This window comes from Butyricimonas sp. Marseille-P3923 (assembly GCF_900184685.1).
Classification (GTDB): Bacteria; Bacteroidota; Bacteroidia; order Bacteroidales; family Marinifilaceae; genus Butyricimonas; species Butyricimonas muris.
Window position 1 is genome coordinate 1372901 of sequence record NZ_FXXL01000007.1, and the last position, 13170, is coordinate 1386070.

Genomic DNA, 13170 nt, shown 5'->3' on the forward strand with positions numbered 1-13170 from the left:
CCTACTGCATTTAAAATGTTACATTTAACGTAAACGAATAATTCGGGCGCAAAGACATGTTTATGGTCGGAGCGGCACCCGATTGAGTCACGTCCTGCCCTTTCAATTTCTTATTGGTGATCGTGAACAAGTTGGTTCCCGTCAAGCTCAAGTAAGCCGAATTGATTCCCAATTTTTTGCAAAATTTATCATGCACATTGTAACGGAATGTCACGGATTGCAATTTCAAATAGTTACCGCTCACCACGCGTAAATCAGACAAGTCATACATAGCGTAAATGTCATTATCGGCAAACCTAGTCATCTTACCGCTACTGGTGTATTTGCTTTGTCCCCACCACGGCAGATCCACAGCCTCGGAAACCTTCACCCCCGGAATATTGGTCTTGTTCTCGTCCCCCGGACGCTGCCAACGATTCACAAACTCTTTGCGCATATTCCGTTCCGGATAAGGAGTGATATTATTCTCTTCACACAATTTCAACAAACGCACCTTATTTCCAAAACTATACGCGAAATTCATGGAAAGACCGAACTGGCGATAACCGAAATAGTTGTTGATACCCCCCTGCAACGTGGGCACACGAGTTCCCGATTCCACCAATACTGCATCCCAAACCTCTTCGTCCGTCATATTGCAATATTTCTCGTACAACGCATCAGCTTGTTCTTCCTCCGTACCATAGAAAATCGGACGACCGTCCACCGAACTCAAACCTTTGAAACGATAGGAGTAAAAGGTCTGCAACGGCTTGCCTTTCAATTCGACCGAGCCCCTCAAATAGTCCGAGAATTTGATTTTATCCTGCACTGTCCGGTCCTTATTATTGATGGCCTTACTGATTAAACTATTTACCACCTGACCAATCTGCGGGTCAAAACGCCACACGAATCCCCGCTTACCGGAAGCATCCACCTTCTGATTAATCGGGGTAAAGCTCAAACTCACTTCCACTCCTTGATTTGAAATCTCTCCCTTGTTCACCACATAACTCGATACCCCGTTGATTTCCGATACACTCTTACTCAAGAAAGCATCTTTCGTGCGCTTGTAGTAATAACCGATAGAACCGCTGATTTTATCCTTCCACAAACTGAATTCCAAATCAATATTGTAAGAAGAAGTCAACTCCCACTTCAAATCCGGATTAGGATAATACTTTATCGTGGATGAAAACTCGTTATACCAACTGTTCAAATCTCCCTTCTCGATAATCATTTTGGAAGTCTGGTTATCCAACATATTCCCTTGGTGACCGTAAGAGAACTTCAAAGCCAAACGATTGACGGCATTACTGTTTTTCAACAAATCCTCTTTCACATCCCAACGTCCAGAAATAGACCAAATAGGCAACAACTTCTCGTTACTCCGGCTACCAAACTGGTTAGAACCGTCTATACGGGTATTGAAATTCAAGGTATAACGATTATCATACGTATAGGTAATCGCCAAATAAGCCGAAGTTAAATTCGTCAGCGTTTCCGAAATCGACGGTTTATTCTTGGCCATCCAATCCCGATATTGACCGTATTTATACAGGAAAGTTCCATCAATGGAAGCAAAAGTCTTCCCCCGTTCCGGATAGTATCCCCGGTGTGTCGCCGCATAACTATTATACCGTTTGGAAGACATCTCCCCTCCCAACGCAACATTCAATTGATGGATATCCTTAAACATCTGATTGTAGTTCAATTGCAAACGCACCAACCAATTCCGGCTATCCGTACTACTCTCCTTCAATTCTCCCCCTAGCGGACATTCGGAAGATGTATCATCACTCCCCTTTTTACGCAATTTTGCCACATACCAAGAATCTTCCTCGTACACCGTTTCCTGTGTATTACGTCCAAAAGTGTAAGAAGCTGTTCCCTCCACGTTCAAATAAGGCAAAACCCGGTATTTCAAATTACCCGTGAACGTCACGGAATGCGTGTTCATCGTCTGGTAGGTAGTTTCCATTTCATTTTCAATGTTGAAAGGATAAGAAAGATCACGAGTTGCTCCTCTCATATAAAACCACCGTGACCCGTCCGGATTGTAAGCCGGTATGGCACGACTCATTTCGTACGCGTATTGAGTTACACTCGTGGGAGTATATCTACGTTCATTCACGTTCCCGATGATACCGAACTGGAAATCCACTTTCTCAAAATTCCCGTTCAATTTCAAATTAGCCGTGTAAGTCTGATTCTTTTCCTTTTTGATTACCCCGCGCTCATCATTGTAACCGACAGAAGCATAGTAACGAATATTCGGAGAACCACCCGTCACGCTCAACGTGTGTTTATTGGAAAAACTGTTTTCACACAAAATATCAAACCAATCCGTATTCACCCGCTCGTAATAATTCGCCTTTTCTTGGAATTGGTCAAACGATAGTATTCCCGCTTTATAATCAAGATATGCCGCCTCGTACCCAACCCAGTTGGAAACATTCTTAAACTCCATTCCCCGGTGGAACATCTCCCGCGATACATCAATACGCTCTTGAGAGTTCATCAAGTTGATTTCCCGGTCGGAATAATAGGGACGACGGTTCAAAGTTCCTGAAATAGAATACGTAACAGAGGGAGGTCCCACTTTACCTTTTTTCGTCGTAATCACAATTACACCGTTAGCGGCACGTGTACCGTAAATAGCCGTGGCAGCAGCATCTTTCAACACGTCGATCTGCTCGATATCATCGGGGTTTAAACCGGAAATGGCGTTCCCCAACAAGTTCACGAAGTCCAAGTCGTTCAACTGTGACGGATCCACGTTCACCGGATCAGCCAATACCACCCCGTCCAACACCCACAACGGTTCCTGATTACCCAACACCGTGGAAGTACCGCGGATTCTGACTCGGGCGGCAGCCCCCGCCTGACCGGAGTTCTGCATGAAAATCATACCCGGCACGTGTCCCTCCAGCATCTTGTCTATCGAAGCAATACCCGCCACCTTAATATCATCCATCTTCAAGGTGGTCACGGCACTCGTCAAACGACGACGGTCAATATCCTGATAACCGGTTGAAACCACAACCACCTCGTCCATCTCCTGTACATCCTCTTCCAGCTTAATCACATATTCCGTCTTCTCACGCTTCACCGGCACGACTTGAGTCTTCATACCAATGAAAGAAACCACCAACGTATCGACATCCTTCTTCATCTCCATGGTAAAAGCCCCGTCGATATCCGTCGATATCCCGATAGTAGTTCCCTTCAAACGAACCGTAACACCGGGTAGGGCTTCTCCCGCTTGATCCGTCACCTTCCCTTTCAGCTTCCACGTTTTGTCGGGAGCCACATAAGGCAAACGTTTGATTACAACCACGTCATTAACAACGTTGTAAGTCAACCTCAACGGCGACAACACTTTATCCAGAACCGCTCTAAAATCTTCGTCTTTCACGTTTACCGTGATCAACTCACTTACTTTCAACAAAGAAGAGTTATACAAAAACTGTGTGCCGGTCTGCTCTTTCATCGCGGCAATAAACTCTTCCATAGTCGCATCTTTCAACTCCAGTGACACCTTACTCTGCGAAAATGCAGCAGCGGCAACACTCAAATTAAACGCCAAAATTAGAATACATGCTAATCTCATAATACACCACATCTTTTTTTGGTACATAAAAAGCTCCCCAAACCTAAAACGTTTGTTTTTTTGCATAACTTTGTAAAGTATTTAAATTAATACATCGAGCACGGACTCCAGACCTAGGAAATTTGTTGTCCGTGTTTTCTTTTATTCATACAGGAACACTACATCACCATCTATTTTATATTTGACCTCCTCCGAAGCGGCAAGTACCTCCAAGAAAGTTATGATAGAATCATACCGTTTCAGATTACCCGTGAACCGAATCTCTTTCACCTTGGGATTCTGGTAGAAAATCGTAATACCATACCACCTCGACAAGGTACACATCACATCTTCAAGGCGTTCCTCCTTGAAGATATACCAGCCGTCTTTCCACCCGACATACTCCTCCACGTTCACTTCCCGCTTGCTCAACGCTCCCCCCGGGGAAGCCACCGCTTGTTCTCTCGGCAATAGGGTCACGCTTTTGCCTTGCTTGCTCGTGAACATCACTTTCCCGGAAACCAAGGTCGTCAACACCGCTTCATCATTGTATGCCCTCACCCCGAAAGAAGTTCCCAACACGTTAACTTTTCCCAATTCCGTTTCCACAACAAAGGGACGCCCGTCTTTCGTTACATCGAAATAAACTTCCCCTTTCACGGACACCACTCTCTTCTCTTTCGCGAAACGAACCGGATATTTTATTTTACTCCCGGCATTCACCCACACTCGCGTCCCGTCATCCAAAATCACGTTACACTCTCCCCCTAGCGGTACATTTAATTCATTATATACTAATTCATCACCATGAACAGAATCTTGCTTGTACGAGAGCAAACCTTCCTCCATCCGAATCGTTGAACCGCCTTTTTCCTGAATCTCGTTTCCTTGCAAAACGTCCACGACACGCCCGTCCGACAATTTCAACTGCACGTTCTCCCGCTTTGCCAATACCACCGGCTGCTCTTGTTTTTCTTCTTGCCACATCATCCACATCCCGGCACCCAACAACGGTAAAATAAAACAAGCCGCTACAGCCACCCGCCGCAAGATAATCCTTATCTTGTTTTTCTGTTGCTGCTTCTTGAAAATCTCGTAGGCCTTTTCAGGAGAAAAACGCTCGTAACGGGCGAAATGCTTTTCCAGATAAACATCATCCTCCACATCAGAATAGACATCGTGCAAAGCCTTATCCTCCATCAATTGCCCGAACTCTTTCTGTTCCTCATCCTGCAATGTATCGGAATACGCTTTACGCATTAATGCCACAATCTTATTTAAATCTCTTTTCATCTCATTTCCTAATTACACTCATAAAATGCACGACATTTCATTTGGTGTGACAAAAACGAGAATTATTTTTCAAAAAAATGATTTCTTTATCAAGAAAGGAATACGGTCAACCAGAACAAATGAGCGGAATCTTTCATCTTCTCCCGTAAATACTTGAATCCGCGATTCTTTTGAGTCTTTATAGTGTTAATGGAAATACCCAATTCTTCGGCAATTTGATTGCCGGAATATCCTTTTATACTCAATAAGATTATTTTTCTTCTTTCCTCGGGAAGTTCATCTATATAAAAATAAAGCTGCCGTACCAGCTCTTCCCGAACCGTTTCCGCAAATTCTTCATCCGTGAAATCGCTTTCTTCCTGCAAGACCTGTTGCACGTAACGTTCTTGGAATTTCTCCCGGCGCAAATGCATCATCGCCTGATTGTAAGTCGACCGATAAAGATAATAGGTAAGATCATTTATTTGAGGGAATTTACGCTCACTTTTCCAGACATTCATCAAAACCTCCTGCACCAAATCCTCCGCCACAACAGCATCCCGAATAATTCGGTCCGCATAAGAACATAACGCAGCATAATAATACGTGAAAACACTTTTCCATGCTTTCTCGTTCTTATCATTCACCCCATGTAAGATTTGCGTTACATCTATTCCCATAAAAGAATACTCCTTTGTTGCAAAGTTATACAATAAAAAAAGACTTTCTATCTTATCAGGGAAAAAATTAAATCGCTTGAGATAATTGTATTATAAAAATTATATACGAAAAATGGGCTATACAGCCCATTCATCGTATATAATCTTTTATCTTTTCCAATAGCTTGGGATTCGCTGTCATAATCGCTATTCCCCGATCGTATCGGAAATGCTCTACCACTCCTCCGGCTTCCTGTACGATCAGAACCCCGGCACATACATCCCAAAGTTTCAGACCGAGCTCCCAGTAACCGTCCAAGAATCCGGCAGCCACGTTACAAAGGTCGTAAGCGGCAGAACCCATACGCCGGATACCTCGCAAATGCGGCAATATACGGCTCAAATTATCAATATTATTAACGGGATTTATCCCTTTATCATACGGGAACCCGGTAGCTAACACACTCTGATTCAAATCCGTCTTAGTAGCTACATGAATCTGTTTACCATTCAGAAAAGCACCTTTACCCCGAACAGCCGTGTACAACTCATCCGTATAAGGAGTATAAACGACACCTAATACCGTTTCACCCTTGTATTGCAAGCCGATAGAAACGGTGTACACGAGCAGTCCTTGGCTATAATTATTCGTTCCGTCCAAAGGGTCGACCACCCACAGATAATCACTATGCAAGTCATGCTCACCGCTCTCCTCTCCCAATACACTATGCTCCGGGAAATGCTTCCCGATACGCTCCAGCAACATGGATTCACTTAGCTTATCCACTTTCGTCACCACATCATGTACAGTCGATTTCGTCTCTATATCCAAATGACCACTCCTGAAATTAGAACGTTGCACTTCCCCCACTTCTCTCGCCCAAGCCACGGCAAGCTCCAAGGTACTTTCTAAACAAATATCCATAGACTAATCGCTACTTGACATTAGGTTTTTTATCAAAAATCTCAATCTCGTACACGAGAGTTGCATAAGGCGGCATGACGTATTGATAGTAATTCCAAATACCTTTCCCGTACGCTCTACCGGAAGGTATAAGAATATACGCTTTCTCACCCACGCGCATTTTAGTCAAACCGACTCTCAATCCTTCTATCAAATCAGAAACTTTCCATGTTTCTTTCTCCTCCTTATCCATTTTCAAGACTGCACGAAGTTTATTCTCGTTAAAATTATCGCTGAATTCATCCAAAATGTATCCATTACAATTTACCGTAATACTATCGGTGGCTAAAATCGCCTCTCCATCTGTTTCTTCGAATTTCAAAATTTGAGTAATCGTATCATTTTCTGCTTTCGAGGGAGCTTGAATCAAATTCTTTTTATCAAAACCTTTCGCCTCTAAGAACTTGTCCATCAATTCGTATTCATAATCCAACAAACTACCTTCAATAATTTTCTCTACTTTATACTCGCGATACAAGTAAGTGGAACTTCCCCGAAGTAACCTTGACAAAATGATAGAACCGGATGTTCCTTCCCGAAAATATTTGAAAAAACGGGAATAAACTTCCTTATCCGAGATGACCTGCTCGTAAACGGGACCTCCCATGGGATATTTCGGATTCTGTATCTTTTCACCCCCGATAACCGACACTCTAGTATCATCCAAAATACTCCCGGTTAAAGTCCTATCAGTATAATTCACTAGAATAAATTGCCCATCCTGTGGTTGCTTTTTACTTTCATCCGTGCTATAATTAAACACGTAAGCCACATCCTGAAACTTTTGCTTATCAAATTCCACATCGAACACGACGGAGTCCCTCGGGCTCTTATCTTTCATGAACTCTCGTACAAGGGCACGTTCCTCATCAAAAAGCTCTCTCCAAGTCGGTCCCTTGTCATCATCCGAGCAACCTGCAATACCGCCTGCTAACAAGCAAAGCATCATCATCCAATAATTTCTTTTCATTTTCCGTTTTTATTTAGCTGTTATAAAAATACTACTCTTCTTGATTTTGCGGGAATATCTCCTTTACCCTTACCCAACACCACAATGTACAATAAGGAGGTTCCAAATAATACTTCCCACCACCTTGTGCGCTCTGCGTTCTCCCGGCTGCCCCGTATGCCATCCCGTAAGGGATAAGAATATGAGCCGAATCGCCTTGCTGCAATCGCTGCAACCCTTTAGTCAACCCGGAGGGAATATCTCTTTGCCACCGTTCATTAAACAATATCTTTGTTGTATCCTCTCTTATTGCCCTAAATGTCCGAGTACTTAATCCTTTTTCATCCAGTATCCCATAAACCATATTCAGCAGAACCGAATCCCCGGTTTGCAACTTCCGGGTATCCCCCTCTCTTTCCAGAAATATAATATAGGTAATCGTATCCGATTTTACCTCTCCCGGGAGAACATGCAAAGTGTCGGCGGATGAAAACGGAGCCATATAAGCATCCATCAACTCTTTTTCATGCTCCGCGATATCATCGAAAACATTATAAGAAGTCAACTTGTAACGCAAAGTTCTCCCGTCTACCGCACCCAAGACCGACGGGATAATCACCTCACCCCCGGCATCACCCACTCCGATATGCCGAAATGCCTCCCCTAAAAAATTATATCTCGCCGTATCCACCCGATGCAGCACAGGTCCGCCGTAAGCATATCCCGGCGTAAACTCTTCACTCCATTTTTCCGGATTCGTGGTATCCCATATCTTATCATTCAAATCATACATGTCATAATCCATCACCACCCATCCGGAATCCTTAGCCACGTCACCGCTACTGTTATGATTAAAAATAAAAATAGAATCTATCAACATCCCTTTACGACTGTAATAAGGGATTGCCAGCACCTCCCCGGTTGCGTGCTGATTCAGGTAATCATGAATGGCTTGCTTCTCGTTAGCCAACACATCTATCAAATCGTCCTCTACTTCCCCGGAACAACCACACAACACAAAGGTCAAAAAACAACCTAAAATGACCAGACATTTATTCATCTTTCAATTTTTAATTTCCGACATAGGTACTTCCTCCCATACCCCGCGATGCAGGCGCATGGTACTCTTTACTCCCGCATCCCGCAACAAGCGGAATGCCAATTCCCGGTTATCATTCACCAATTGCGGCAAATGGGCATCCGAATTTACCATCACGGGAATATTCAACTCCTTCAACCACTTGAAATATTTTACATTCGGGAACATCAATCCTTTTTTCGTGTACGCTTTCGTGTTCACTTCCACCATAACGCCTTTCTCGGCTATCAGTTGCAAATACTCCCTCAACAATTCATTATACCACGCCTGTTCCGTGAGCATCGGCTCCACCAACAAACCGTTCATGGAAATCTTATCCAAGTGCGCCACGAAATCAAAACCTCCCAGTTCAACCATACGGGCTGAAGAACGAAAATAATCCCGCACGAGATGTTTCAGGTCATCGTGATAGACGTTCCGGAAATTCTCCCGGAAATCATCGAAACTACCGTCCATATCCATCATCTCACCGGTTTCCCCATTCGTCACCAAATGCACGGAACCGATACGGTAATCCAATGGCATCCGCTGGAAATAATCATTCGCGGGTCCCCAGCCGTCATTCAGGTAATCAATCTCCAACCCCACGTACAATTCGATGTGCCCGGCATATTGTTTCTTCAAGCGTTCCATTTCCTGCAAATACGCCTCAACATCTCCTTTACTCAACGACCACCGGGTATCGAACGGAAGCGGGGAATGTGAAGATACCCCATAACTATGAAACCCGGCTTCGATAGCCGCTTTCACGAACTCTTCCGCCGGAGCCTTACCGTCACAAAAGGTGCAATGACTATGATATGTACATAAATCCATTCGTTATTTCCTCACCCAAGCATTAATAATTTCAGCCACGTACATCTTGTGGAAATCCTTTTGCCCGTATTGGGCATCCGCGATCTTCCGTTCCGTGAAAGCCTCTTCCTTCAAGAAATCGGCATACAACTTCCGGCACTCCAGCACGAGAGATGCTTCCTCGAAAGCAGGATTCCCCGCTTCCGTGAAATAAGGTGTCAACCCGCTTTCCTTCACCTTATCCGTGTCCCGACCGGAAACAGAACCGCACACGTTCAATGCCCGACGATACCTCTCGTCAAAAAACGACAACGTGAATGTATCGCGTTTCTCCGTGAACTCGAACGTGTACCGCTGCGGTCGCACGAACACCATCACCACCGGTTTATTCCAAAGAAAGCCCATGCTTCCCCAACTCGCCGTCATCATATTGAACTTCTCCCGGTCACCTGCCGTTACCAGCATCCACTCGTCCCCGATTAACCGGATTACATTCTCGTTTATATCTTTAGGCTCAATTTTCTCCATTATCTTAAATCGTAAATCTTAAATCATAAATCGTAAATCTAAAATCCGTCTACATCCTCTCCGGCATCTCAATCCCCAACATTCCCATCGCGCTACGGATAGCCACGCTACACTGCTGAGCCAACAACAAACGCAAGTTCCGCACCTGCTCGTTCTCTTCTTTCAGTATAGAATAATCGTGGTAGAACTGATTAAATTCTTTCGCCAAATCGTAAGCGTAATTTCCAAGCAAAGCCGGACTGTAATTATCTCCCGCCTCTTTCACCACAGCGGGCAACTTGGCGATAAACCGAATCAAGTTCTGTTCCTTCTCCGTCAACCCGGTATGTATATCACCCGGTACGATTTGTATTCCGGCTTCCTCCGCCTTGCGCAATACCGACCGGATACGCGTATAAGTATATTGGATAAAAGGTCCCGTGTTCCCGTTAAAATCTATAGATTCCTTCGGGTTAAACATCATGGTCTTTTTCGGGTCTACTTTCAAGATAAAATATTTCAACGCCCCGAGAGCCACTTTACGGTACACGTCTTCCGCCTCCTCTTCCGAGTAGCCGTCCAATTTTCCCAGTTCCTCGGAAGTCGTCCGTGCCGTGTGAATCATTTCGGCAATCAGGTCATCGGCATCCACCACCGTTCCCTCGCGTGATTTCATCTTACCTTCCGGCAGTTCCACCATACCGTAAGAGAGATGCTTAATCTTATCCGCCCAGTCGAAACCGAGTTTCTTGCAAACCAACGATAACACTTGAAAATGATAGTTCTGCTCGTTACCCACCACGTATATCTCTTGGTCCATGTTAAACTCGTTGAAGCGGTCGTAAGCCGTACCGATATCTTGAGTCATGTACACGGAAGTCCCGTCGTCACGCAACAACAGTTTATGGTCCAACCCGTCACCCGTCAAGTCCGCCCACACGCTACCCGTGTCCTTCCGGTAAAGCACGCCGTCGGCAAGCCCTTTCAACACGAGATCACGCCCTTTCTTGTAGGTCTCCGATTCAAAATACACCTTATCGAACGTGATACCCATCATCTTGTAAGTTTCCTCGAATCCTTTCAGCACCCAGTCATTCATCTTCCGCCACAAGGCAACCGTTTTCTCGTCCCCGGCTTCCCATTTACGCAACATCTCCTGCGCTTCCAGCAATATCGGGGCTTGCTTCTTTGCCTCTTCCTCCGTCATGCCCTTCTCCATCAATTCCTTCGTCTGGGCTTTATATTCTTTATCAAAACGCACGTAATAATCCCCCACGAAATGGTCGCCTTTCGTTCCCGTGCTTTCCGGGGTAGCACCATTGGCGAACTTCTCCCAAGCAATCATACTCTTGCAGATATGGATACCGCGGTCGTTCACCAGATTCACCATAATCACATGATGCCCGTTCGCTTTCTGTATCTCCGATACCGACCAACCCAAGAAATTATTACGGATATGCCCGAGATGCAACGGCTTGTTCGTGTTCGGTGAAGAATACTCTATCATGTACGTTTTCCCGCTCGGTTCTTTCGCGTACCCGTACTTCTCTTCCCGTGCCACCTCGTTCAACACCTCAATCCAATAAGCGGCGGAAATCACTACGTTCAGAAATCCCTTGATCACGTTGTAGGTTTCCACCTCTTCAATATTTTGTTTCAAATACTCTCCCAACTCTTTCGCCGTCTCTTCCGGCGACTTTCTGGAATATCGGGTAAACGGAAAAACAACAACCGTCAAATCTCCGGCAAACTCCTTGCGGGTTTCCTGCAATTGAACGTCCTTTTCTGTTAATTCAACCCCGTAACAAGCCTTTACGGCTTCCAGCACTTGCTGAGTAAGCATCTTCTCTATCGTCATATCGCTCTAATCTTTTAAATACTAATATCCATTAGTCTGCAAAAATACAATTTATTGGAAGAAATACCCGTAAAAACTTGAAAATTTACCCGCTTATTATACATTTTTACAAAACGAATCGAGGCGTGCCAAAACACGCCCCAATTCCTTAAGTCCGCAAAATCAATAATCCCCGAATCACCAAATCATAAATCGTAAATCATAAATCATAAATCATAAATCACTCCCCTCCCAATATCTTCACGTACTCCGCATAAGCCACCTTATACTGGTAATTTGCCGCAACCACACTCGTGTACGCCTGCAACCACGTGGCTTGAGAAGAAAGTACATCCAATATCGGCAATTTCCCCTCGTTATAACTGAACGTGTTCAATTTCAGATTCTCCTTGGCTATTTCCAGCGTGGAATTGGCAATTTCCACTCGTTTCCACGTTTCGTTGAGCTTCACCCACGCGTTAGCCAACTCCTGCTTCACCTGATCCTGCATCTTACTTATCTCCAATTCCTTGCTCGTTTCCACGGCTTTATTTTGACGAACATATTGACGCTTTTCACCCCAATTAAAGACAGGCATACTCAATTTGGCAAAAGCCGTTGTCGCGAATTTCTCTTTCCCGTCCACGTTAATCAAGGGGGTTCCCCACGATTCTTTCAGCCCCACGGCAAACTGAGGTAAATATTTTGAACGAATGATTTTCGTCTGCTGCTGTGCCAAAGTCAGATTCTGTGTCGCGATCTGGTAATCCGCCCGACGCTGCAAAGCGACATCCAACGGTTGTAAGGCAGGCACAATCACGGGCTTCTGGATAGAATCCACAAGCACCACGTTTTCCTCCAACGGCGTACCCATCATGATTTTCAAAGATTGCATCGCCATCCGGTAATTCATCGTCGCCGTGGACAATTGCAATTCGGCTTCCTTCAAACGGGTTTTCACCATCAACAAGTCCGTCTTACTGATTGCCCCCTCGTCAAAACGCTTCTGCACGATACCGTCCAACTCGTTCACGATCAACACAAATTCTTGGGCTATATAAAACTGGCTCTCGTTCGCCGCCACCGTCCAGTAATTCACGTCGGCAGCATAGACAATATTATCCGTGGTCAAATCCTCGCCCAAACGAGCTATCGCTTCCTGCAAAACCGCCGCATCCTTCTGCTTCCGAACCACACTTCCGGCATACACATTTTGCGAGAGCGTAGCCTCCGCCGTGTAATTATCGTGCTTCATATTCACCCCCTGCATAAACTCCACGTCTTCAATCTGATACGAATAATTTCCCCCGACCTGTAACTTGGGAAAGAATCCCGTCTTAATCCCTTTCAAAGCAAACATGGCAGCATTCACCGCCTCCTTCGCCTGTTTTATATCCTGATTATACTCCAACACCTTCGCCCGGTATTGCTCCACGGTCAACGTCTGTCCCGTCACCGCACCCGCCAGTATCAGCAAAACCCCTATTATTAAAAGTATCTTTTTCATCAATCTAAAA

General features: G+C 44.8%; 10 protein-coding genes. All 10 read right to left on the reverse strand.

Annotated elements, in window-relative coordinates:
• Nucleotides 1-10: 10 nt before the first annotated feature.
• Nucleotides 11-3592, reverse strand: a complete 3582-nt coding sequence (locus CS948_RS17210) for a SusC/RagA family TonB-linked outer membrane protein (protein WP_255302060.1) — start codon at nt 3590-3592, stop codon at nt 11-13.
• A gap of 141 nt (nt 3593-3733) precedes the next feature.
• Complete coding sequence (locus tag CS948_RS17215; protein ID WP_099293075.1) at nt 3734-4864, reverse strand: FecR family protein; 1131 nt, start codon at nt 4862-4864, stop codon at nt 3734-3736.
• Nucleotides 4865-4953: 89 nt separating this feature from the next.
• The gene (locus tag CS948_RS17220) at nt 4954-5523 is read right to left on the reverse strand and encodes an RNA polymerase sigma factor (RefSeq protein ID WP_099293077.1); all 570 of its coding nucleotides are present in this window, start codon (nt 5521-5523) and stop codon (nt 4954-4956) included.
• A gap of 130 nt (nt 5524-5653) precedes the next feature.
• Nucleotides 5654-6427 carry an inositol monophosphatase family protein gene (locus CS948_RS17225; RefSeq protein ID WP_099293079.1) on the reverse strand — a complete coding sequence of 258 codons (774 nt, stop codon included), beginning with the start codon at nt 6425-6427 and terminating at the stop codon, nt 5654-5656.
• Nucleotides 6428-6437: 10 nt separating this feature from the next.
• Nucleotides 6438-7436 carry an FKBP-type peptidyl-prolyl cis-trans isomerase gene (locus tag CS948_RS17230; RefSeq protein ID WP_099293081.1) on the reverse strand — a complete coding sequence of 333 codons (999 nt, stop codon included), beginning with the start codon at nt 7434-7436 and terminating at the stop codon, nt 6438-6440.
• Between the two features lie 31 nt (nt 7437-7467).
• Nucleotides 7468-8475, reverse strand: a complete 1008-nt coding sequence (locus CS948_RS17235) for a hypothetical protein (protein ID WP_099293083.1) — start codon at nt 8473-8475, stop codon at nt 7468-7470.
• Between the two features lie 3 nt (nt 8476-8478).
• Nucleotides 8479-9330 (reverse strand): histidinol-phosphatase, encoded by an 852-nt coding sequence (locus CS948_RS17240; protein ID WP_099293085.1) that lies wholly within the window; start codon nt 9328-9330, stop codon nt 8479-8481.
• A 3-nt stretch (nt 9331-9333) separates the two neighbouring features.
• A complete protein-coding gene (locus CS948_RS17245) occupies nt 9334-9837 on the reverse strand; it encodes a flavin reductase family protein (protein WP_099293087.1) in 504 nt (167 codons plus the stop codon).
• Between the two features lie 49 nt (nt 9838-9886).
• On the reverse strand, nt 9887-11674 hold the full coding sequence (gene argS, locus CS948_RS17250) for an arginine--tRNA ligase (protein WP_099293089.1): 1788 nt from the start codon (nt 11672-11674) through the stop codon (nt 9887-9889).
• Between the two features lie 220 nt (nt 11675-11894).
• Nucleotides 11895-13160 carry a TolC family protein gene (locus CS948_RS17255; RefSeq protein ID WP_099294649.1) on the reverse strand — a complete coding sequence of 422 codons (1266 nt, stop codon included), beginning with the start codon at nt 13158-13160 and terminating at the stop codon, nt 11895-11897.
• Nucleotides 13161-13170 lie beyond the last annotated feature (10 nt).